This window comes from Pseudoalteromonas piscicida, from assembly GCF_002744175.1.
Classification (GTDB): Bacteria; Pseudomonadota; Gammaproteobacteria; order Enterobacterales; family Alteromonadaceae; genus Pseudoalteromonas; species Pseudoalteromonas piscicida_B.
Window position 1 is genome coordinate 59,780 of sequence record NZ_NKHF01000001.1, and the last position, 21,311, is coordinate 81,090.

Here is a 21,311-nt window from a genome sequence, read left to right on the forward strand (position 1 = left end):
GCAATATTGCATGAATGCTCTGAGTGATGGATTTCTGCTGGTAGATAGCAATTGGGATTTTAGCCTAGAACTGGTCGAGCATTTACAAAACATACGCACAACAGGCGCCAGCAACATTATTATTGCTGGCGACAACACCAAACAAATGCTTAAAATGATGTTCAACGAACAAATTAAAGACTACTGCTACTGTGATTTTGATAACGAAATCAGCGTCTCTGAGCTCGCCAGTTATCTCCACCGCCATCATAATATCAACGCAATACTGCTTTACTCGCTTGACTATCACCTTGCAAGCGAAGAGCAGCGTTTTATCTTTGACTCACTGCACCCACATCGTTTTTTGATCGAGCAATCACCACAAGGGTTTCAGGTGGACTTATTGCGCTCACAGGCCACTATCAACCATTTATCCTGCCACCCCGAAACGGCTGGACTGTCAGACCCAGACTTGTTGCTCGCCAAACTCACCGGCTTACTGTGCGGTAAAGCAAAAGTAACCTAGACTAACACCGCGCGAGCGCTTACCATTGCCAACAATAGTCACTTTATATTTGAATTATGCGTATTCCACATATTTATCAAGATTCACCGCTAGAAATTGGTGTGCCAGTTGCGCTGGATGATGATGCAGCAGGTCACATAGGCCGCGTACTGAGAATGACAACCAAAGACAAAGTTAGCCTGTTTAACGGTCAAGGTGGTGAGTACCTGTGTCAACTTAGCGAAGTTGGAAAAAAGAAAGTCGTAGCCATTCCTGAAGCATTTGAAGATAAAGACGTAGAGTCTCCCCTTCACATTCATCTCGGCCAAGGCATTTCTCGCGGTGATAAAATGGACTTTACCATTCAAAAGTCGGTTGAACTTGGTGTCAGTGAGATTACGCCCTTATTTACCACCCGCTGCGGCGTTAAATTGAGTGGTGAGCGCTTAGCTAAAAAACATCAACAATGGCAAAAGATAGCCATTGCTGCCGCAGAACAATCAGGGCGTAACACGGTGACAGTGATCCACCCGCCGATGGAACTTGCTCAGTGGCTCGCACAACAAAGTGACGAGCTTAAAGTCACCCTCCATCCACGTGCAGAGCACTCCATCAAAACCCTCCCTTACACTCAATCTGGGATCCGCTTTTTAGTAGGTCCAGAAGGAGGGTTTACCGATGAAGAACTCGCAGCAACAACGGAGCAAGGCTTTATAGATGTGCGTTTGGGCCCTCGCGTGCTCAGAACAGAAACAGCGGCATTAACGGTATTAAGCGCACTGCAACTACAATTTGGCGATTTAGCACTTTAAATACACAGAGCAACCCCCATATCATGATTACAACCGGTATGCTCAATGGGAACGTCTATGACAATTAAATTAGGGATCATTTCCGATCCAATCAGTGGCTTTAATATTAAAAAAGACACGGGATTCGCGATGATGCTGGCAGCACAGCAGCGCGGTTATGAATTGTACTATATGGAAATGAATGATCTGTTCTTGTATCAAGGCGTTGCCAAAGCAACCGCGGCGAAGGCACAGGTATTTGACGACACGGCTCATTGGTATGAGCTAGAGGAAAAACAAGAAATCGACTTGGGCGACCTTGATGTTATCCTAATGCGAAAAGATCCGCCGTTTGATACCGAATATATTTATGCCACTTACATTCTCGAACGCGCAGAGCTTGCTGGCAGCCTCATTGTCAACAAACCACAAAGTTTACGTGATGCCAATGAAAAGCTATTTACCGCATGGTTTAGTGAACACACACCAGATACATTGGTCACCCGTAGCCAACAGCAAATTCGAGCCTTCCTTGCCAAACATGGTGATATTATTCTCAAACCATTAGATGGTATGGGTGGTGCTTCTATTTTTAGAGTCAAGCAAGATGATGCCAATATTGGAGTTATTTGCGAAACACTCACCGAGCACGGCTCACGTTACGCCATGGCGCAAAATTATATCCCAGCAATTAAAGATGGTGACAAACGTGTCTTGGTTGTTGATGGAGAAGTTATGCCGTATTGCTTAGCTCGTATTCCTCAAGGGGGAGAAACGCGCGGTAATCTGGCCGCGGGAGGCCGTGGTGAAGCCAGACCTATTAGCGATTCAGATCGCCAAATAGCCGAAGCAATTGCACCAACATTAAGAGAAAAAGGGCTTATTTTTGTTGGACTTGATATCATTGGCGACAAGCTCACTGAAATCAATGTCACGGCGCCCACTTGCGTTAAAGAAATTGAAGCGGCCTATGACATTTCAATTATGGACAAGTTTTATGATGCGATCGAGCGAAAACTCGACCATACTAAAAATTAACCATTAAGGGGGTCAGGTTATGAAATCACTCGCTAACCATTTTTTAGTGGCAATGCCTAGCATGGACGACCCTTTTTTCAATCATACGGTAACCTATCTTTGTGAACACAATGAAGATGGGGCGATGGGGTTGGTGGTTAATCACCCTATCGATATCACTGTAGGCGAATTGCTTGATCAAATTGATATTGATAACGACAAATCTAGCCAAGCGGCTAAAGTCAATATTTATGCAGGAGGCCCTGTTCACACTGACAGAGGGTTCGTGTTGCACACGCCAAAGTTAGGCTATGCCTCCAGTCAAGAGCTTAGCTCAGACATTATGATCACCACCTCAAAAGATGTGCTAGCGTCGCTAACCTCCTCGCACTCCCCTGAAGGGTTTATTATCACCTTAGGTTATGCAGGTTGGGTAAGCGGTCAGCTAGAAAAAGAGCTAAAGGAAAATACTTGGCTAGTGGTAGAGGCCGACCCTGAAATCATTTTCAACACTCCACCGGAAAAGCGTTGGGAGAAGGCTGTACAAATGCTTGGTATTGACGTGGCTCAATTAAGCTCACAAGCAGGCCACGCATAAACTAACCTTCTACCCCAAGCTCGGGTTAATAAACGAAGTATTCATGGACAACAAAAAAGAAAAAACTGAAAAAGGCAAACGCTGTGTTATGGGCTTTGACTTTGGAACCAAAAGCATCGGTCTGGCTATTGGCCAAGAAATAACCGCTACAGCATCAAGCTTAGGCGCGGTGAAAGCCAATGATGGCATTCCAAACTGGGACGACATTGCCGTTTTTATCAACGAGTGGCAACCCAATTTATTAGTAGTCGGCCTACCGCTCAATATGGATGGTACAAATCAAGACCTAACATTTAGGGCTAAGAAGTTTGCCAATCGTCTGCATAATCACTTCCGCCTGCCAGTAGAAACGCAAGACGAACGCTTAACCACGACCGATGCACGAGCGCGCCTGTTTGAACAAGGTGGTTACAAGAATCTTGCGAAAGGAAAGGTTGACGGCATGTCTGCCTGTATCATTCTAGAAAGCTATTTTGAAGCAATGTGGGCATAGTGCACGCAATATGAAGGCCTACAAAAGCCGGCTATTGAAATAAAATGAATATAGGGAAGTCTATAAAATACAATTTTACAACCTCCCTTTTATGTAGCTAAAAATTCACAGCAGAACGCTCAAGTAGCTACATTCACCTCCCAATAATAATTACAAGGTAAGGCGAGTAACTCTTCTATAAACGCTTGGCGAGTTTCCCCAAGCTTCACAATTACCTGTATCACTATACGATATAGTTACGGGCGTTTTAGAGATAGTGGCTGCCAGTAACGTACTGTATAAACGCGCTCTAGCTTCTTCGGGGTAAGTACTGGAAATAGCAAAATATTCTTTATTACTACAAGCCGAAATATTCGTGCCATTATTATTTTTAAGTTTAAATAGTATCGTATTACCAGGGTAAGTGACCAAATCTTCAACTTCGGCCGTGCTATTCAACCACGCCGCATTCGCACTTAAAGAAAAGGCCAACGCAGCTAGTGCAATAAACTTTTTCATCTTAACAAGAGTCCTTTTTAATAATCTATATTTAAAAGACCAATGTACCCAAAACCACCTAAACCATCAACACAAAATTCAAGTTAGGACCAAACCCAAAATAGAGCAACAGATTGCTCTGCGCTTTGAAATGAAAACATATTTAACCCTCACATGTCATTGTAACGACTATTCACTGTTTCTAACATGGAAGCGGTTTATAGTGCTAGTGAATCTATTTGTTAAGGAAACAACTCATGATGATGCAACACAATCTATTCGCCATATTATGCTTTTGTTTTTTAGCTTTTGTATTATCCGCCTGCAATAATCAACCAGAACACAACGAACCCCACTACACCACTCATACCTTTGATTCCGCCAACCAGCAGCTGTTTGGACGGTTTTATAAACCCAAGCAGCATACCGCGTCCGACCCTATTGTTATTTTTGTCCACGGTGACGGTGCCATGGATAGCACCGCTAAAGGCTTTTATCTCCCTATCATTCAATTATTAGCCGAAAAGAATATTGCCACTTTTTCTTGGGATAAGCCGGGGGTTGGTGAGTCACAAGGGAGCTGGCTATCACAGTCGATGAATGACAGGGCCATAGAAGTAAAAGATGCGATACGCTATCTCCGTGATGCCGGTTATCAACACAGTCAACTTGGTTTAATGGGCTTTAGTCAAGCAAGCTGGGTATTTGCCAACTTGCACGACGAGCCACAAATCAGTTATATGGTGCTTATTGGAGGTGCTGCTAACTGGCTGTCTCAAAGTCAATACACTATGTGGATACGCTTGGTAGAAGCTAAACAGATTGACATGAATGATCAAGCCGCCATTGCACGCATCCAGCAGCTAAGTGAAAAAGAATATCAGCTAATAAAGGCAGGCTACGACCACTATCTTTCAGCCCCCTTACATCAAGACCCTTTTATGTCAGACCCGATAAAAGAGGAAGCACGCTTTAACTTTGTTAGAAAAAACATCGACGCCGACGTAGCTGAAGGGTTTAGTCAGCTTAACCTACCCATGCTTGCGCTGTTTGGAGATAGTGATCTGCATGTCGATATTGAACACAGCCAAGCTGAATTTGCACGCGCGTTTGCGAACTCAAAACAACCTCACGCAAGCCTGACACAAATTACAGTGACCAATGCAGCACACAGCTTATTAATAACAGAATTGCCCTTTAATGCACTTTTTTCGATAAAAAAAGCACATTTCGCCCCAGGGTCGCTTGAAACCATAATCGACTGGATAGACACACAACACGAAGCACACAGTAAATAGCTGGTGTTTACTTAGCAGGGTTGACCACTTGATATTTGGTTAAATCAGGTATTAACCCCGCTTGCTCATATGCTTTGGTAATATGACCTTGTGCCCGCAATATTCCAAGGCCTTTTTGCAATGCTGCAAATGCGCGCTCGCCTTCAGGGTGTAATTTAGAAACAGCAAAATGTCGACTATCGTTAAGTAATACAATTAAATGCTTGTTTGCTACTAAGTCGACTTCTGACAGTACAAAGTGATTATCCAGATTCGGAATTAACGGCATCAACATAAAATCGACCCATCCTTTAGTCACCATGCGCGCTTGCGAAATCCACTCAGGCTCAGCAAATAGCTGCTTCAGTGACAGCGACGTTAACGTTTGCCAATCTGTGCGCCATTTAGGACTGGAAACTGCGGTGAATTGCTTTAATTCAGCAGGGTCTTTTAGCTGCTTGACGGCAAGGTTGTTTGGTCCATGGAAAATACCAGCATAGTACTGCCCTTTTTTGATAACAGGAGCACTAATAAAAAGCAAACGGCCTTTATCAACCAAGTCAGCGAGCCAATAGCTATCGAAATGCAACAGCTGCTCGCCTTTTTCTAACAGGTTAGATTCTCGAAAGCTCACAAATCCGGGAGAAAAAGTAAACTCTCTATCAAACCCACCTATTTTTAGTGCTTGCTGAGCAATCACCATATCCACAACATCACGGCGTAAATATTGCCCGCTGAAATCGCTGATGCTGGTAACCTCACGCTCACCCACGAAACGTTGATAATCTGCTAATACATCGTCTCGAATAAAAACATTAATAGCTTCACTAGCGCTCGTTACGCTAGTGAAGCAAAACAGCCAAACAGCAATAAAAAAGCTGTAGTTAGTTTTTGGTGTCCAAACCATCAACCGTAACTCCCTGCAAGAACCCAGCGCCCTTCTGATCGTTATTTTGCAACTTAATCATCAAGCGTAGGTCATTTGCCGAATCAGCATGGTGCAGCGCATCGGCATAGTTGATGCGTTGCTGCTTGTAGAGATCAAACAGTGCTTGGTCAAAGGTTTGCATGCCCATGTTTTTCGATTTGGCCATCGCTTCTTTAATTGAGCCAATATCTCCTTTTTTAATAAGTTCAGACACTAAAGGCGAGTTCAGTAACACCTCGATGGCAGCTTCGCGGCCTTCGCCTTTTGCAGAAGGCACGAGTTGTTGCGCCACAATAGCACGCAGGTTTAACGCCAAGTCGTATTTAAGTTTATCGTGCTTTTCTTTTGGCACTAAGTGCATGATACGGTCGATTGCTTGGTTGGCGTTATTAGCATGAAGGGTTGCGACACATAAATGCCCCGTTTCAGCAAAGCTCAGTGCATACTCCATGGTTTCTTGCGAGCGAATTTCACCAATTAAAATTACATCTGGCGCTTGGCGCAAAGAGCTTTTCAGCGCAGATTCGAAACTGTCGGTGTCAATGCCTACTTCACGTTGAGTAATAATGCTTTTTTGGTGTTGGTGTACAAATTCAATCGGGTCTTCAATCGTTAAGATGTGACCACGTTGGTTGCGATTACGGTAGCCAAGCAGTGCTGCAAGCGAAGTTGACTTACCCGTACCCGTACCACCAACAAATAAAACCAAACCACGTTTAGACATAATGACATCGGTCAATACCGATGGTAATCCCAACTCATTGACGTCAGGAATTACGGTAACAATGCGACGAATGACCATGCCCGCACAATCTCTTTGCCAAAATGCCGAGACCCGAAAACGACCGATGTCGTTTGCTATCGCAAAGTTACATTCTTTGGTATCAAAAAACTCTTGCTTTTGTTTGTCACTCATAATCGAAGTGACCAGATTGAGCGATTGCTCCGCGTCTAAGCTTTCTTCACTCAGCGCTCTGAGCTCACCATCAATTTTAGCGCTCACCGCAAGCCCGGCCGAAACGAATAAATCAGAGGCTTGCTGATCAGCCATAGTTTGTAAAAACGGTTCTATATTCATCACTGCACCACTACTTAATAGCCGCTATTAAATTGGTTTTTATCATGGGCTTTTGCACGGGCATCTTGCTGTGTGATCAAGCCACGGTTTAACAGGTTTGTAAGGCATTGATCCATGGTTTGCATACCGTGCATCGCCCCAGTTTGAATGGCTGAGTACATCTGTGCAATTTTATCTTCACGGATCAGGTTGCGAATTGCAGGGATCCCCAGCATGATTTCATGCGCTGCTATTCGCCCACCACCTACTTTTTTCACCAGTGTTTGCGATATAACCGCTTGCAGCGACTCTGACAGCATCGAGCGCACCATGTCTTTTTCTTCACCGGGGAATACATCCACAATACGGTCTATGGTTTTAGGCGCTGAGGTGGTATGCAAAGTACCAAATACTAAGTGCCCCGTTTCCGCTGCAGTAAGTGCTAAGCGAATGGTCTCAAGGTCACGTAACTCCCCAACTAAAATAACGTCAGGGTCTTCACGTAGTGCACTTCTTAGCGCGGCATTAAAGCTATGGGTATCTCTGTGCACTTCACGTTGGTTAATCAGGCTTTGCTTGTTATCGTGGACAAATTCAATGGGATCTTCAATGGTTAAAATATGGTGATGTTTGTTGTTATTAATATAATCTACCATAGCTGCAAGCGTGGTTGATTTACCAGAGCCTGTAGGGCCTGTCACTAACACTAGGCCACGAGGGTTATCAGAAATCTTGGTAAAAATATCTGGCGCACCCAGGTCATCTAAGCTCAGCACCTGATTTGGAATAGTTCGGAAAACAGCGGCAGGTCCACGGTTTGAATTAAAGGCGTTAACACGAAAGCGCGCTAAATTTGGCACTTCAAATGAAAAATCCACCTCAAGATTTTGCTCATAGTCACGACGTTGATTATCATTCATAATATCGTAGATGAGGCTGCTGACGTCTTTTGCTTCTAACGGCGGGATATTGACCCGACGTACGTCCCCGTCAACACGGATCATGGGGGAAACACCTGATGATAGGTGTAAGTCAGATGCTTTGTGTTGAACACTAAAAGCCAATAATTCTGTAATATCCATTTATAACTCCACAATGAGCACTAATACTATATGGTTACAATAGCAGAACGCTTAGATAACGCCTACGGCAGGATAGAAAAAGCCAAGCAAAACTGTCAATTCAACGAAACAGTACAATTACTTGCGGTTTCTAAAACCAAACCTGTTGCCGATATTGAAGCTGCCATTGCCGCAGGCCAAACCCAATTCGGTGAGTCTTATGTACAAGAAGCAGTTGATAAAGTTGCTTATTTTAAAGAGAACAAAGCGCTAGAATGGCACTTTATTGGCCCTATCCAGTCCAACAAATCACGCCTGGTTGCTGAAAACTTTCATTGGGTGCAAAGTGTAGACAGAGAAAAAATCGCCCGCCGCCTCAATGAACAAAGGCCTACTAACCTAAAACCATTAAAAGTCCTGCTACAAGTCAATATTAGCGGTGACGATAATAAGTCAGGCTGTCATCCCGATGAGGTTGATAACCTCGCCCAGTTTATCCATGATTGTCGGCAATTAGAGCTTCGCGGATTAATGACTATCACCGAACAAACCGATGATAAACAAAAGCAATTACAATATTTCCAGCAAATGCGCGCTTGCTTTGATAGACTAAAGGACCAATATCAACAGCTAGATACCTTATCGATGGGAATGAGCGGTGATTTAGAAACAGCCATTGCGGCTGGTTCCACTATGGTTCGCATTGGTACTGATATTTTTGGCAAACGACAATGAGGTGAATAACACAATGTCAAACAAGACAATTGCATTTATTGGAACGGGAAACATGAGCTATGCCATTATCGGTGGCATGATCAAAAGTGGCTTTGACGCGCAGTCAATTATCGCCACCAACCGCAATGCAGAGAAGCTTGCCAAAGTCGCAGAACAATTATCGGTAAGAACAACACAAGATAACCTAGAAGCTGTTGCTGCAGCCGACGTGATTGTATTATCTGTAAAGCCACAAATGATGGCCGAACTATGTAAAACTTTCCAAGACGCTGATATTGATATTAGTGAAAAACTGTTTATTTCTGTGGCTGCTGGTATTACCGTTGCCCGCTTAAGAGAAATGCTCGGCCAACCAGTTAAAATGGTGCGCTGTATGCCAAACACACCATCTTTGCTAGGTAGAGGCGTATCGGGCCTGTATGGCGTCGACATCAGTGACGAAGAAAAAGACTATGTTGAGCAAGTATTCTCATCTACCGGCATCGCCTTATGGCTTGATAATGAGTCAAAAATTAATGACGTTATTGCAGTAACTGGCTCTTCTCCAGCTTACTTTTTCTTGTTTATGGAAGCCATTGAAGAAAAAGCGAGAGCCTTAGGTTTTAGTACTGAAGAAGCAAGAAAGTTAGTGCAGCAAACCGCCCTAGGTGCAGCTGAAATGGCGCTTTCTCAACCAGATATTAGTATTGCCCAACTACGCGCAAATGTTACCTCTAAAGGTGGCACGACTCACGCAGCCGTTGAGCATTTAAAAGAACAGCAATTACCAAAAACCGTAGCGGACGCGATGGATGCATGTATCGCGCGCGCTGAAGCAATGGAAAAAGAAATCTAAAGGTGACCAATGAATGCCATGCAATTTTTAGTCGGGATCGTATTTGATCTATTTTTAATGGTCGTATTACTACGATTCTGGTTACAACTTGTCAAAGCGGACTTTTATAACCCGCTGAGCCAAGCCGTTGTTAAAGCAACCTCTTTTGCCGTGAACCCGCTAAGAAAAATCATTCCAGGCGTAGGCGGTTTAGATCTTGCCTCATTGGTGCTGGCATTCATTATTGGCTTTGCCAAAATGGCAACGCTGATGGCATTATTCGGTGGCTATTTCGATGCCTTAGGCGCCTTGATTGGCGGTGCTATTACCGTAGTAAAAGAAGCATTTAGCTTGGTATTTTGGATCCTGATCATCCGCGCCATTCTGAGCTGGGTTGCACAAGGCTATAACCCTGTAGCAGCCGTATTTGAGCAACTAACAGAGCCAATGCTCAGACCTATCCGTAAAGTTATCCCGCCTCTAGGTGGACTAGATCTGTCGATTCTAGTGCTCATTATTGGCATGCAGTTTTTGCAGATCCTGATGATGGATTTACTAAGATAGGAGCAGTTTATGAGAACATTTATCATAGCCTTGATGATGGTGCTTGCACCTAGTGTTTTTGCGGCGGATGATCAAGGGGGTCAATTTAAAGACTTAGGTCCGTGGGAAGTGCATTACATCGCTTTCCCTTCTACCTTTGTACAACCGACCATTGCAAAAGCCTATGGCTTAACCAGAAGTGGCAACAAAGCCATCGTGAATATTTCTGTGTTGGCTGACAAACCCGGAAAACCTGCTGTTAAAGCACGAGTAGTGGGGAGTGCGAAAAACCTATTAGGAAAAATCGTACAACTAGATTTTAAAGAAGTAGTTGAAGGTGAAGCAATATATTATCTTGCACAGTTAGATTATGACGACGAAGATATCTTTCGCTTCAACATTGAGATCAGCGAAGGTAAGCAAACTCGCAAACTCACCTTCTCACAAAAGTTTTATGTAGAGTAAAGAAATATGGCAAATAAAGTGGTTCTTGCCACCGGTAACCAAGGTAAAGTCAAAGAGCTCAGCGCAATGCTAAGCCAGCATGACATCGAGGTATTACCACAAAGCGATTTTAACGTACCTGAAGTTGCGGAAACTGGCACTACCTTTGTAGAAAATGCCATTATAAAGGCGCGTCATGCGGCTAAAGTCTCAGGCCTTCCTGCCATTGCCGATGACTCGGGCCTTGAGGTCGACGCTTTAAATGGTGCACCGGGTGTGTATTCTGCGCGCTTTTCTGGTATCAATGCTAGCGACCAAAGCAATATTGATCACTTGCTAGCAGAGCTCGGTGAACAACCGCAGCGTAGCGCACGTTTTTGGTGTGTTTTAGTTTATATGCGCCATGCTGATGACCCAACACCGATCATTTGTCAGGCAAGTTGGGAAGGTGAAATCACCAAAACACAGCAAGGTAGAGAAGGTTTTGGTTACGACCCTATCTTTAAAGTAAGCGGGTTAGACTGCACATCAGCAGAGCTAACCAAGGAAGAGAAAAACGCAATCAGTCATAGAGGACAGGCACTTAAACAACTCGTCAGTCACTTTCAAGGCCTCGCGTGAAACTACCTCCATTAAGTCTTTATGTGCACGTACCTTGGTGCGTGCAAAAATGCCCGTATTGTGATTTTAATAGTCACGGAAAAAAAGGCGATATTCCCGAAACGGAATATATTCAACATTTACTCCATGATATTCAGGCCGACCTACCTTATGTACAAGGCCGAAAACTGAGCAGTATTTTTATCGGTGGTGGCACCCCTAGCCTGTTATCAGGTGAAGCCTATCGTTATTTATTAGGTGAAATTGAATCTCTGATTGGCTTTGAAGACAACATTGAAATCACGTTGGAAGCCAACCCAGGTACGGTTGAAACAGACCGCTTTAAACATTATGTTAGCGCAGGCATTAATCGGATCTCTATTGGTGTCCAAAGCTTACAGCAAGATAAGCTCTCTCAGCTAGGCCGTATTCATGGTGAACAAGAAGCACTAAACGCCGCACAAGAGGCCCATCACGCTGGGTTAAACAGTTTTAACCTAGATTTGATGCATGGTTTGCCAAACCAAACGGTTGATGATGCCTTAAGCGATTTAGAAAAAGCCATCGCAATGGCCCCACCCCACCTTTCTTGGTATCAGTTAACCATTGAGCCTAATACACAGTTTGCCTCTAAACCTCCTGTGTTACCTGAAGATGAAACATTATGGGAAATTCAAGAGCGAGGTCAGGCACTACTTGCAGAACATGGCTATCAGCAGTATGAAATTTCAGGGTATGCAAAAGCTGGATTCCAATGTCAGCACAACTTGAATTATTGGCAGTTTGGTGATTATATCGGCATAGGCTGTGGCGCACATGGCAAAGTAACCTTGCCCGAGCAACAGCAAATTCTAAGAACGGTAAAAGTAAAGCACCCTCGTGGCTATATGGATTTAAGTAAACCTTATTTGTACGAACAGTGGAACGTTGACAGCGACGACAGACCATTTGAGTTCTTTATGAATGTGTTTAGATTAAAAGCTCCTGCGTCAAAACAGCAGTTTGTTGACTACACAGGCCTTGAACTAAGTGCTATCACAACACAAGTTGACACTGCGAAAAGCAAAGGGCTGCTTGAGGAGACTGAAAGTTCATGGCAAGTTACAAATAAAGGCCACCGATACCTCAACGATCTGCTAGAGTTATTCGTTTAATAAGATATAAAAATTATGCGGGTGTTATTCACTAATAACCCGCATCAAAACCGCCATTCGGCAACATATAATAAAAGGGTATAAAATGCGTAAATTAACCATTTTAGCAGCAGCGGTAAGCGTCGCGCTTTTTGCTGGCTGTCAACAAACCACACACTCCCCAACGCCTGCGCCAAAGGCTGAACAACAAGTAGTACAAAGTGAAGTAGAAAAGGCAAATGCACTTTTTGAAGCCTCGTTTACACGTGGTGTAATGCGTAGCCCAATTTACCAAACTTATATGGGTATCAAAAAAGACTACGATAAGTGGGATGACGGCAGTGAAGCGCGCCAACTTGAAGATCTTGAATTAACAAAGCAAGATCTGGCGGCGCTAAATGCAATTGACCGCAGTAAGCTAGATGCCAACACAAAAGTGAGCTACGACCTATTCAAACAAGGTTTAGAAAACACAATTGCTGACTTTAAGTGGCGTTACCACTCTTACCCAGTCAATCAGATGTATGGTACACACTCTATGGTGCCTGCATTTTTGATCAACCAACACCAAATTACAGATGTTAAAGATGCGAAGGCATACATTTCACGTTTGAACGGCGTACCGACTGTATTTGATCAGCTTATCGTCGATTTAAAAGAACGTGCAGACAGAGGCATTATTGCACCAAAATTCGTGTTCCCTCATGTTATTGAGTCAAGTGAAAACATCATCAAGGGTGCACCGTTCGCAGCAGGTGATGACTCGACTTTACTGGCTGACTTCAAACGTAAAGTAGCAAAACTTGAGATCAGTGAAGATGAAAAGTCCGCCTTGATTAGCGAAGCAACAGAAGCATTAACAAGTGCGGTAAAACCAGCCTATAACAAGTTGATTGGCTACCTACATAAGCTTGAGAAAAAAGCAGATAACCGTGACGGTGCATGGAAATTTCCTGATGGTGAAAGGTTCTACAACAACGCCCTAGCTCGCACGACAACCACAGCGCTAAGTGCAGAAGAGATCCACGAAATTGGCTTGTCAGAAGTGGCACGTATTCATGACGAAATGCGCGCAATTAAAGACAAGGTCGGCTTTAAAGGTGATTTAAATGCCTTTATGGAATTCATGAAAACCGACAAACAATTCTACCTCCCTAATACGGAAGCGGGTAAGGCGCAATATTTAGCCGAAGCCAAAGCGATGATCGATAATATGAAGTCACGTTTGGATGAGCTATTTATCGTTAAACCAAAAGCAGACATGATAGTAAAACGCGTTGAAGCATTCCGCGAGAAATCTGCTGGTAAAGCTTTCTACCAACAACCAGCTCCTGATGGTTCTCGCCCTGGTGTTTACTATGCCAACCTTTACGATATGGAAGCCATGCCAACTTACCAAATGGAAGCTCTGGCTTATCACGAAGGTATTCCAGGCCACCACATGCAGATCGCGATTGCTCAAGAGCTTGAGGATATGCCTAAGTTCCGCAAGTTTGGCGGCTACACAGCATATATCGAAGGCTGGGGTTTATATTCAGAGCTTGTACCAAAAGAAATGGGGTTATATGAAGACCCTTACTCAGATTTCGGTCGCTTGGCAATGGAACTATGGCGAGCATGTCGCTTGGTTGTAGATACAGGGATCCACGCAATGAAGTGGACGCGCCAAGAAGGTATTGATTACTACGTTAATAACACACCTAATGCCAAGTCAGATGCCGTGAAGATGGTAGAGCGCCACATCGTTATGCCTTCACAAGCAACTGCTTATAAAGTAGGTATGTTGAAGATCTTAGAACTTCGCGAAGCGGCTAAGAAAGAGCTTGGTAGCAAGTTTGATATTCGTGAATTCCACGACGTAGTACTGAAAAATGGTCCAGTTCCATTAAATGTGCTTGAATCATTTGTAGATGAGTGGGTTGCGAGCAAAAAGAGCTAAAACCATTTAGCCTCTATTCGTTTAATAAAAGCCAGCATGAGCAATAATGCTGGCTTTTTTATTTCATGCCTCACTCTGGTGCAAACATAAATTCCGTTCCGGTCAAAATAATATGTAAACATGCTCCACCATGGGCTGGGCTTTGCATTTTTACCTCTCCTTTTAACTTTTGTGTGACTAAGTTATACACTATGCTTAAGCCAAGCCCCGTTCCGCCTGAGAACCGTTTAGAGGTCACAAATGGCTCGAAAATAACAGGCAAAAGCTCTTTATCTATTCCTGCACCATCATCTTTGAAATAGAAGTGAATATAATCATTGATAAGTACTGTCGATACAACAATATTTAACTTCTTCCCGTCAACCTTTGCATGCTTGATACAGTTATTGATACAGTAGCCAACTACCTGACTAAATACCGACGGGTAACTGATCAGCTCAAGGTTATCAGGGATCTCCAGCTCAATTGAATACGCGTCCTGCGTGAGCTCAGACTGATAGCAATCAAATACATTCTTGACCAAGTTCTTAAGGTTAAATGCACTTTGCTCCTCAAACTCCCGATTCACAGCAACTAGCTTAAAATCATCCACTAAAGAGGCAGTGCGATGCAGGTTATTTTCTAACAAATACAGCGCAGCTTCTGCTTCAGTGATTAAGGTAGTTAACGTTTGCCTTTGTAACTTGCCAAGCTCAAGTTGAGATTTTAGCGTTGCCACTTGCTCTTTCAGGTGTGATTGACTGGTGATCGCAACCCCAAGAGGTGTATTCAATTCGTGCGCAAACCCACTGACCATATTACCCAAGCTGGCCATTTTTGCTTCTTCGATCAAGCGTTGCTGCGCAGCACTAAGACGTGCCAACAGGGTTTCAATAAATGCCAACAAATCATCAAGCTGATGTCCAATTTGAGCAATCTCATCATTACCTTGTATGCCAACTCGCAAGCTAAAATCCTCTAGCTTTGCAACTTTCACCAACACTTTATTAATCGCCAAAATATGCCGCGTTACCTTGCTATTTTGGTAGCTAAGCAGCATTAAAACGGCAATATTCATCAACACAATAAGGGTGAGGCCATACAAAATGATATTTTCTTTACGTGTTTGGGCCTGTGCTTGAGTCCGCACAGACACTAACTCGAATTGGCTTCTTAGCTTTTGCTTTTCGGTGAATAGCTCTGCGCGTACGCCCTCACCATCGTTCAAGCCTAACTTTTTTAAAATCGCCACATAGTTAGCAAACCCTGCTTGATAACGCTCCAGTAGATTACTTACCTCTTCATCCATAGCGCTTTCAGCGATAAGTTGTTGGGCCTGCTTACTCAACTGTTCATGCAACTTCAGATAGCTGATGTCAGCTCTAAGTAAAAAATCTTTTTCTCTGCGGCGAAGCTCTAACACCACCACTTCTAGCGGCAAGTTAGCCTCGCCAGAAACACGATTTTGCAGCGCATGAGCACTGCGCCTAAACTCACCATACACACCTGAGTTTTCGTCATACCCTAACTGCTCATAAAGGCGAACTAGCTCCTCCAGTTTAGCGAAGTATGACTTGGAGAGATCATCTAGCTGTAGCAATAAAGGTAATAATTGCTCCTGATGAGCTAGTAAATTTAACAGGTTGCTAAAGCTGTCTTGATAGCTATATTTGAGCTGAGGAATGGTTGATGCGTATTCCTTTTTGGCTCGAATAAGCAGGTACTCTTCTTGATCCATGGTACGTTGCAAAGACGTTTGCACATGCTCAAGTTGAGCGGTTAACTGAGCAGTTTGACTCACTTCATAATACAAAAACCAACTCGTTAAAATAATCACCGATGCGGATGTAAGCGCAGCGATTTTAAAAAATAGAACGGACTGTTTTAGCTGCACGGTATCCCCCCCACTACTTTGCTTTATTAAAGCTTAGTACAGAACTGATTAGTTTTATTGTTCTGTCTCCAATACCTCACTAATTTTGCGTTGAGTCAAACTCTTATCGTAATACATGCTATGATCTGCCCGAGCCATCAGTTCAGACACGCTCTGTTGACTTGACTTAGGAAAGGCATAACCAATACTTGCCGAAATAGCGATTGAGTGCCGATTAACTTGCAGCGGTCGTTGAGCTATCTGGTGTTTGATATTTTGAATAATCGTTTTTACTTGTGCTTCTTCCGGGACTCGATGCAAAATAATAATAAACTCATCCCCCCCTAAACGGGCAATGAAGTCATAAACACGAACAGAGTTCATTAAAATAGAAGTAACATGAAGCAATAGCTTATCCCCTACCTCGTGGCCAAACTTATCATTCACCTGTTTAAAGTTATTAAGATCAAGGTTTAGTAAAACAAACGAGGGGAGCTCCGAGCGGCCCAACAAGGTGTTGAGTTGCCGAATTGCGTATCGACGGTTAGGTAATTTGGTTAGATCATCCTGTAGCGATGCGGTGTGCGCTAAATGATAAGCACGATACAATATTAATAATGACAAAAATAATACCAAGGCAACCGTAAACACCAAAACCTGCGCTTGTTGTTTAGACTCTGTATATACACTTTCATCAATTTGATATTGTGCCCCAAGTTGCCACCCCCCAGAAGGTAACTTAATAGGAATGGCTAAATCTGGTGAATCAAATAGTGTGTTTGTACCAAAAAATACGTCTCCTTGGGCTGCTAGGCCATCTCGACCTCGAATAGCTATGTTTACGTTTTCAAGCTCTTCCACCCCACTGTATTCAAGTAGCTTCTGATAATCTAAAACAACACTAATCGCGCCCCAGTAGCTCTCATTTTTTGGGTAATCTGAAAACACCGGAAACCTTGCTATCAAGGCTTCCCCTCCTTGCACTAACTGTAAAGGGCCAGCAATAAACACCTGCTTAGAGGTTCTCGCAAGCTCTACGGTTCTGAACTGTTCAGGGTTAGTACGAAAATCAAAACCAATCGCAGCCCGATTTCCTTCAACAGGATAAACATGACTAATAATATTATTGGGTGCAAGCCCCACATGACGGATAAGTGTAGATTTCTCAACCACTTTGGAAACAACTTGCGGCCAGTTCTCGACCGTAAATTTGGGGTCGATTGTTACAAAGGTCGCTAAGCTTTCTGCCAGATAGGTATCCATAAAAATGGCATTTTCGATTTTTGCCCGAACAAGCGAAATGTTAGACCTTACCGTTTCAATTCTTTCACTGCTCTCTTGTACTACAATCGAGTGGGAGATCAGCTTTACCGCATAAAAAGTTAAACTCCAAAACACGATTGTAAACAGCGACAAAAGCATTACTGTTCGTTTTTCTACGGTGACCTTCATCGCCTCTCATACCTAAAAAAGCCTACAATTAAGATTTACAATAAACCAGATTAATTACAAAAGCATAGGTAATTTACCGAAAACCGCCAGTTTTGCTCATGATGAAACTGTATTTGGTTGCAAAACCCCCCAAAGTAGAATTGACCATGCGTTGCTTGCTAGCAAAGCCTAAGTAGATTATTGGTAGCAGAAAACTCTAGACATAAAAAAACCCCTGCTAAAAAGCAAGGGTTGTAAAAAGTGGTACCAGTGGGCGGACTCTTAACCTGTATTAGCGCCACCTGCGTGGCGTCCAAGTCCGACTCCACAAACTCAAGATATTCCTAACTCACAAACTCTAGACATAAAAAAACCCCAACCAAACGGTTAGGGTTATAAAAAGTGGTACCAGTGGGCGGACTTGAACCGCCACGCCCGAAGGCAACGGATTTTGAATCCGTCATGTCTACCAATTCCATCACACTGGCATAATTTTTCTTTCATCTTCTAAAACAAGAGAAAATAAAGAAAAACCACTTTGAGCTCAGGCTTTTTGTTATATGCCCTCGTCTCTATGCTTTGCATTATACAAAGGCGATGCAGAACGGCAAGTAATTTTTTTGCAATCATGGGTTAACTGCTTGTTATTTGCGCACAAGGCACTAAATTCCCCTCAAAAGCTCACTTTATTGTTGTTAAAACGACAGCGACAAGGTGTTGCTTATCCATCGCTTAACGTAATTCAGTAAACGTTTTATCGGTTTATGTGTAAAATACACCGCAATCTTGTAATTATGAGAGTTGATATGTCTAATTTCGCCCCTGCGACTTTCACTCGTCGCTTGGCTTCGCTTATTTACGACAGTTTAGTCGTCATCGCGTTCGCAATGCTTACTACCGTTGTGTTTCTGCTGGTTGTGAATGGATTAATTTCATTTGATGTTCTTTCTTTGGGTGAGCATGAAGATGTATCCGCCTTAATCCAAGCGGACCCTATTTTATACACAGTGCGAACTGTTCTACTCATTGTGGTATCTGTGCTGTTTTTTGCTTATTTTTGGACTAAGAGCGGCCAAACTATTGGTATGCGAGCGTGGCGTTTAAAAGTGCAAACACCGAATGGTCAGCTATTAACTTGGCCTAAAGCAATCTCACGAAGCTTATGTGCCTTACTGGGCCTTGGAAACCTACTTGTCCTTGTCGACTTTAAGAAGAAAAGATCGCTACAAGATTTACTCTGCGGTACGGAGGTTATCGTATTAAGTAAAGAAGAAAACAAAAAGGTATACAACAGCTTGGACTGAGTTTTCGCTCAGTAACAATCGTTATTCTGCATGCAAAAAGATATAGGCCTCATATGAAGGCCTATATTTATAGCTAATAGGCCTTCAAAAGGTTATACCAATCCGCATTAATACCTGCTCAATTTGAGGGAGCGAATTAGCATTAATTTTGTTTTTTTAATAGATGTATCGCCAACCCGATAAACAATAAACTCGGCATCAGCGCCCCGACAACTGGCGGCACTTGATATACCATGACGATGGGACCAAAAATTTCATTACTCAAATGAAATGCCAGACCTGTGACCACCCCCATAATAATTCGAGCTCCCATACTTACCGTTCTGAGCGGCCCAAAAATAAATGAAAGGGCCACTAACAACATCACACCAATTGTCATTGGTTGCATCACCTTGCGCCACAGCGCTAGCTCGTAGCTACTAGAGTCCTGTTCATTTTGCTTTAAATACGCCAAGAAAGACCAAAGGCCTGTAAAAGACAATGCATCGGGCTCAACAGACACCACACCCAATCTATCTTCACTTAACTCTGATTCATATAACATTGACTTAGAATAATGAGTGGTAATTTGCTCCTGACCAATCAGTACCTCTTCGACGTCTTGAAGTTGCCAACCATTAGCAGCCCCCTGCGCCGATTGCGCTCTTACAATTTTCGCAAGGGTTAACGTATCATCAAAGTAATAAATGGCGATATCTTTGAGTTTGCCGCTTTTTTCTACATTGCCGATGTTAATAAAATTGCTACCATCTTTAGCCCAAACCCCACGCTGTGCGCTGTAGACCTCACCACCATATATAGCCTCGTTTTTGAGCCTTTTTGCTGTTTGCTCTGCTTTTGGTGCGCCCCATTCTCCTAGCGCCATCATCAACAGCGCCAGCACCACAGCGGTTTTCATCACCGACATAATAATTTGTAAGCGCGACCATCCCGCCGCCTGCATAACAATGAGCTCACTACTTGAGGCCAATGCTCCAAGACCAATTAAGCCGCCAATCAAGGCAGCCATTGGGAAAAACACCACGACATCGCTTGGCATGCTGTAAATGGTGTAAAGCATCGCGCCTAGTAGGTCATAGCTACCACGACCAACAGAGCGCAACTGCTCAATAAATTTAATGAGTGTATTGATCCCCACAAACACCAATAGTGCAAAACCGGTGGTTTGCAAGATGCTGCGGCCTAAATACCAATCGAGTGTTTTCATCATGCTGCCGTCTCCCGTTTCATAAATATAGAACGGACCCACACACCAAAAGGCCTACCTTTCGCAATCAAATAAACGCCGATAAACAAGACACTTAAATGGATCCACCAAAGTCCCACGGAAGCTGGCACTTTTTCTTCGGCAAGTAAAAATTTACCGGCATTGAGCAAAATGAAATAACCTAAGTACAAAGTAATGGCTGGTACTAACTTAGCAAATTTACCTTGTCTTGGATTTACCACGCTCAATGGCACAGCGAGTAAAGTAAGTAGTAAAATAGAGATTGGCACAGACAACCTCAGCTGAAACTGGGCTCTGGATTCTGGCGTATCCATTTCTAATAACTGTAAACTTGGGATCGCTTCAAGCTTTCGGCGCTGATGTTCAATTTCTTGTTCTTTAATTTGGACTTGGTAAGTGCCAAACTCGGTGCGATTCAAGGCTTGACTAAACCCGTCGGTTTCATAGCGTTTGCCTTCGTGAAGCAGGAGCTGCTGCTCACCACTATCTAGTTCAATCACTTCCCCTTTTTGGGCGTAAACTAATCGTGCGGCCTGATTTGAGTCTTGCTCTGGCAGCTGCGCTACAAACACTTTATCAAGCTCCCTGCCTTGCTCACTGATCCCATGAACAAACACCACGGCTTTTTCGTTACCTGTTTGCTGAAATCGACCCGCCCTTAAAGTCGACAGACCAGACTCTGCATCGGCCTGCTCTTTCAGCTGATATTCTTTTTCACTCGCCCACGGAGCAATGTACATACTTACACAAGCGGCAAGTAAGGCAAAACAAACACTAGAGACGAGCGTCACCCTAACGACATACCATTCACTTACGCCGCAAGCCCTGAGCACGGTCATTTCACTGTCAGCATAAATACGACTGTAGGCCAGAATGATCCCAAGAAAAAGGCTGAGAGGTAAAATATAACCGGCAAGCTGTGGCAATTTTAATGCAAGCATAGCAAGCACTAACTTACCCGGTATACTCCCTTCAGACGCAGAGCTCAGAATGAGTACAAACTTTTGTGACAAAAAAATTGTCATTAAGGTGAGAAAAACCGCAATCTGAGATTTTAGTACTTCACCCGTTAAATAGCGGAAAATAAGCAATGTTCGTCCCTATA

General features: G+C 43.4%; 22 protein-coding genes and 1 tRNA gene. 14 read left to right on the forward strand and 9 right to left on the reverse strand.

What is annotated here, in order from left to right; all coding sequences use genetic code 11:
* The first annotated feature begins 10 nt into the window (after positions 1 to 10).
* The 5 genes from CEX98_RS00215 to ruvX are packed head-to-tail and all read left to right on the forward strand — an operon-like array spanning position 11 to position 3,383.
* A complete protein-coding gene (locus CEX98_RS00215) occupies positions 11 to 505 on the forward strand; it encodes a hypothetical protein (protein WP_099640138.1) in 495 nt (164 codons plus the stop codon).
* Between the two features lie 56 nt (positions 506 to 561).
* Entirely contained in the window at positions 562 to 1,296 is a 735-nt protein-coding gene (rsmE, locus tag CEX98_RS00220; RefSeq protein ID WP_099640139.1) for a 16S rRNA (uracil(1498)-N(3))-methyltransferase, read from the forward strand.
* Positions 1,297 to 1,353: 57 nt separating this feature from the next.
* Positions 1,354 to 2,313 carry a glutathione synthase gene (gshB, locus tag CEX98_RS00225; protein ID WP_099640140.1) on the forward strand — a complete coding sequence of 320 codons (960 nt, stop codon included), beginning with the start codon at positions 1,354 to 1,356 and terminating at the stop codon, positions 2,311 to 2,313.
* Between the two features lie 19 nt (positions 2,314 to 2,332).
* Complete coding sequence (locus CEX98_RS00230; RefSeq protein WP_099640141.1) at positions 2,333 to 2,890, forward strand: YqgE/AlgH family protein; 558 nt, start codon at positions 2,333 to 2,335, stop codon at positions 2,888 to 2,890.
* A 43-nt stretch (positions 2,891 to 2,933) separates the two neighbouring features.
* Positions 2,934 to 3,383, forward strand: a complete 450-nt coding sequence (gene ruvX / locus CEX98_RS00235) for a Holliday junction resolvase RuvX (protein WP_099640142.1) — start codon at positions 2,934 to 2,936, stop codon at positions 3,381 to 3,383.
* 150 nt (positions 3,384 to 3,533) lie between these two features.
* Here ruvX and CEX98_RS00240 read toward each other — a convergent pair whose 3' ends face one another.
* Positions 3,534 to 3,881, reverse strand: coding sequence for a hypothetical protein (locus CEX98_RS00240; RefSeq protein ID WP_099640143.1), 348 nt, complete (start codon positions 3,879 to 3,881; stop codon positions 3,534 to 3,536).
* A gap of 236 nt (positions 3,882 to 4,117) precedes the next feature.
* Here CEX98_RS00240 and CEX98_RS00245 point away from each other — a divergent pair, with 236 nt between their 5' ends.
* Entirely contained in the window at positions 4,118 to 5,158 is a 1,041-nt protein-coding gene (locus CEX98_RS00245; RefSeq protein WP_099640144.1) for an alpha/beta hydrolase family protein, read from the forward strand.
* A gap of 7 nt (positions 5,159 to 5,165) precedes the next feature.
* Here the strand turns inward: CEX98_RS00245 and CEX98_RS00250 are convergent, their stop codons facing one another.
* Genes CEX98_RS00250 through CEX98_RS00260 form a run of 3 tightly spaced genes read right to left on the reverse strand, consistent with a single transcriptional unit; the run spans position 5,166 to position 8,204 of the window.
* On the reverse strand, positions 5,166 to 6,044 hold the full coding sequence (locus CEX98_RS00250; protein WP_242441576.1) for a hypothetical protein: 879 nt from the start codon (positions 6,042 to 6,044) through the stop codon (positions 5,166 to 5,168).
* Positions 6,022 to 7,143 carry a PilT/PilU family type 4a pilus ATPase gene (locus CEX98_RS00255; RefSeq protein WP_099640145.1) on the reverse strand — a complete coding sequence of 374 codons (1,122 nt, stop codon included), beginning with the start codon at positions 7,141 to 7,143 and terminating at the stop codon, positions 6,022 to 6,024. Before CEX98_RS00255 ends, CEX98_RS00250 begins: the two co-directional genes overlap by 23 nt.
* A gap of 14 nt (positions 7,144 to 7,157) precedes the next feature.
* Positions 7,158 to 8,204 carry a type IV pilus twitching motility protein PilT gene (locus CEX98_RS00260; RefSeq protein ID WP_010379026.1) on the reverse strand — a complete coding sequence of 349 codons (1,047 nt, stop codon included), beginning with the start codon at positions 8,202 to 8,204 and terminating at the stop codon, positions 7,158 to 7,160.
* Between the two features lie 30 nt (positions 8,205 to 8,234).
* Between CEX98_RS00260 and CEX98_RS00265 the strand changes: the two genes are divergently transcribed.
* The 7 genes from CEX98_RS00265 to CEX98_RS00295 all read left to right on the forward strand — a co-directional run bounded on the left by CEX98_RS00265 (position 8,235) and on the right by CEX98_RS00295 (position 14,391).
* On the forward strand, positions 8,235 to 8,918 hold the full coding sequence (locus tag CEX98_RS00265) for a YggS family pyridoxal phosphate-dependent enzyme (RefSeq protein ID WP_099640146.1): 684 nt from the start codon (positions 8,235 to 8,237) through the stop codon (positions 8,916 to 8,918).
* 13 nt (positions 8,919 to 8,931) lie between these two features.
* Entirely contained in the window at positions 8,932 to 9,753 is an 822-nt protein-coding gene (gene proC / locus CEX98_RS00270; protein ID WP_099640147.1) for a pyrroline-5-carboxylate reductase, read from the forward strand.
* A gap of 9 nt (positions 9,754 to 9,762) precedes the next feature.
* Entirely contained in the window at positions 9,763 to 10,296 is a 534-nt protein-coding gene (locus tag CEX98_RS00275; RefSeq protein ID WP_010379021.1) for a YggT family protein, read from the forward strand.
* A 9-nt stretch (positions 10,297 to 10,305) separates the two neighbouring features.
* On the forward strand, positions 10,306 to 10,740 hold the full coding sequence (locus CEX98_RS00280; RefSeq protein ID WP_099640148.1) for a DUF4426 domain-containing protein: 435 nt from the start codon (positions 10,306 to 10,308) through the stop codon (positions 10,738 to 10,740).
* Positions 10,741 to 10,746: 6 nt separating this feature from the next.
* Positions 10,747 to 11,340 carry an XTP/dITP diphosphatase gene (locus CEX98_RS00285; protein WP_099640149.1) on the forward strand — a complete coding sequence of 198 codons (594 nt, stop codon included), beginning with the start codon at positions 10,747 to 10,749 and terminating at the stop codon, positions 11,338 to 11,340.
* Positions 11,337 to 12,473, forward strand: a complete 1,137-nt coding sequence (gene hemW, locus CEX98_RS00290; RefSeq protein ID WP_099640150.1) for a radical SAM family heme chaperone HemW — start codon at positions 11,337 to 11,339, stop codon at positions 12,471 to 12,473. The genes CEX98_RS00285 and hemW overlap by 4 nt, the downstream gene beginning before the upstream one ends.
* Before the next feature lie 85 nt (positions 12,474 to 12,558).
* Positions 12,559 to 14,391: a DUF885 domain-containing protein gene (locus tag CEX98_RS00295; RefSeq protein WP_099640151.1), complete on the forward strand. Its 1,833-nt coding sequence runs from the start codon at positions 12,559 to 12,561 to the stop codon at positions 14,389 to 14,391.
* Between the two features lie 70 nt (positions 14,392 to 14,461).
* Here the strand turns inward: CEX98_RS00295 and CEX98_RS00300 are convergent, their stop codons facing one another.
* The 3 genes from CEX98_RS00300 to CEX98_RS00310 form a co-directional block, all read right to left on the reverse strand.
* Entirely contained in the window at positions 14,462 to 16,264 is a 1,803-nt protein-coding gene (locus CEX98_RS00300) for a sensor histidine kinase (protein ID WP_099640152.1), read from the reverse strand.
* A gap of 54 nt (positions 16,265 to 16,318) precedes the next feature.
* Complete coding sequence (locus tag CEX98_RS00305; RefSeq protein ID WP_099640153.1) at positions 16,319 to 17,695, reverse strand: diguanylate cyclase domain-containing protein; 1,377 nt, start codon at positions 17,693 to 17,695, stop codon at positions 16,319 to 16,321.
* 382 nt (positions 17,696 to 18,077) lie between these two features.
* A tRNA-Leu gene (locus CEX98_RS00310) sits at positions 18,078 to 18,162 on the reverse strand.
* A gap of 318 nt (positions 18,163 to 18,480) precedes the next feature.
* Here CEX98_RS00310 and CEX98_RS00315 point away from each other — a divergent pair.
* Complete coding sequence (locus CEX98_RS00315; RefSeq protein WP_099640154.1) at positions 18,481 to 18,978, forward strand: RDD family protein; 498 nt, start codon at positions 18,481 to 18,483, stop codon at positions 18,976 to 18,978.
* A 142-nt stretch (positions 18,979 to 19,120) separates the two neighbouring features.
* Here the strand turns inward: CEX98_RS00315 and lptG are convergent, their stop codons facing one another.
* Together lptG and lptF are read right to left on the reverse strand one after the other, a co-directional pair.
* Positions 19,121 to 20,188: an LPS export ABC transporter permease LptG gene (lptG, locus tag CEX98_RS00320; RefSeq protein WP_099640155.1), complete on the reverse strand. Its 1,068-nt coding sequence runs from the start codon at positions 20,186 to 20,188 to the stop codon at positions 19,121 to 19,123.
* Positions 20,185 to 21,297: an LPS export ABC transporter permease LptF gene (gene lptF, locus CEX98_RS00325; protein ID WP_099640156.1), complete on the reverse strand. Its 1,113-nt coding sequence runs from the start codon at positions 21,295 to 21,297 to the stop codon at positions 20,185 to 20,187. The genes lptG and lptF overlap by 4 nt, the downstream gene beginning before the upstream one ends.
* Positions 21,298 to 21,311 lie beyond the last annotated feature (14 nt).

What these genes read in the sequence shown, in the direction of transcription:
- CEX98_RS00215 (WP_099640138.1), top strand. Translation starts at nt 11, where the DNA reads ATGAATGCTCTGAGTGATGGATTTCTGCTGGTAGATAGCAATTGGGAT.
- rsmE (WP_099640139.1), top strand. Translation starts at nt 562, where the DNA reads ATGCGTATTCCACATATTTATCAAGATTCACCGCTAGAAATTGGTGTG.
- gshB (WP_099640140.1), top strand. Translation starts at nt 1,354, where the DNA reads ATGACAATTAAATTAGGGATCATTTCCGATCCAATCAGTGGCTTTAAT.
- CEX98_RS00230 (WP_099640141.1), top strand. Translation starts at nt 2,333, where the DNA reads ATGAAATCACTCGCTAACCATTTTTTAGTGGCAATGCCTAGCATGGAC.
- ruvX (WP_099640142.1), top strand. Translation starts at nt 2,934, where the DNA reads ATGGACAACAAAAAAGAAAAAACTGAAAAAGGCAAACGCTGTGTTATG.
- CEX98_RS00240 (WP_099640143.1), bottom strand. Translation starts at nt 3,881, where the DNA reads ATGAAAAAGTTTATTGCACTAGCTGCGTTGGCCTTTTCTTTAAGTGCG.
- CEX98_RS00245 (WP_099640144.1), top strand. Translation starts at nt 4,118, where the DNA reads ATGATGATGCAACACAATCTATTCGCCATATTATGCTTTTGTTTTTTA.
- CEX98_RS00250 (WP_242441576.1), bottom strand. Translation starts at nt 6,044, where the DNA reads ATGGTTTGGACACCAAAAACTAACTACAGCTTTTTTATTGCTGTTTGG.
- CEX98_RS00255 (WP_099640145.1), bottom strand. Translation starts at nt 7,143, where the DNA reads ATGAATATAGAACCGTTTTTACAAACTATGGCTGATCAGCAAGCCTCT.
- CEX98_RS00260 (WP_010379026.1), bottom strand. Translation starts at nt 8,204, where the DNA reads ATGGATATTACAGAATTATTGGCTTTTAGTGTTCAACACAAAGCATCT.
- CEX98_RS00265 (WP_099640146.1), top strand. Translation starts at nt 8,235, where the DNA reads ATGGTTACAATAGCAGAACGCTTAGATAACGCCTACGGCAGGATAGAA.
- proC (WP_099640147.1), top strand. Translation starts at nt 8,932, where the DNA reads ATGTCAAACAAGACAATTGCATTTATTGGAACGGGAAACATGAGCTAT.
- CEX98_RS00275 (WP_010379021.1), top strand. Translation starts at nt 9,763, where the DNA reads ATGAATGCCATGCAATTTTTAGTCGGGATCGTATTTGATCTATTTTTA.
- CEX98_RS00280 (WP_099640148.1), top strand. Translation starts at nt 10,306, where the DNA reads ATGAGAACATTTATCATAGCCTTGATGATGGTGCTTGCACCTAGTGTT.
- CEX98_RS00285 (WP_099640149.1), top strand. Translation starts at nt 10,747, where the DNA reads ATGGCAAATAAAGTGGTTCTTGCCACCGGTAACCAAGGTAAAGTCAAA.
- CEX98_RS00295 (WP_099640151.1), top strand. Translation starts at nt 12,559, where the DNA reads ATGCGTAAATTAACCATTTTAGCAGCAGCGGTAAGCGTCGCGCTTTTT.
- CEX98_RS00305 (WP_099640153.1), bottom strand. Translation starts at nt 17,695, where the DNA reads ATGAAGGTCACCGTAGAAAAACGAACAGTAATGCTTTTGTCGCTGTTT.
- CEX98_RS00315 (WP_099640154.1), top strand. Translation starts at nt 18,481, where the DNA reads ATGTCTAATTTCGCCCCTGCGACTTTCACTCGTCGCTTGGCTTCGCTT.
- lptG (WP_099640155.1), bottom strand. Translation starts at nt 20,188, where the DNA reads ATGATGAAAACACTCGATTGGTATTTAGGCCGCAGCATCTTGCAAACC.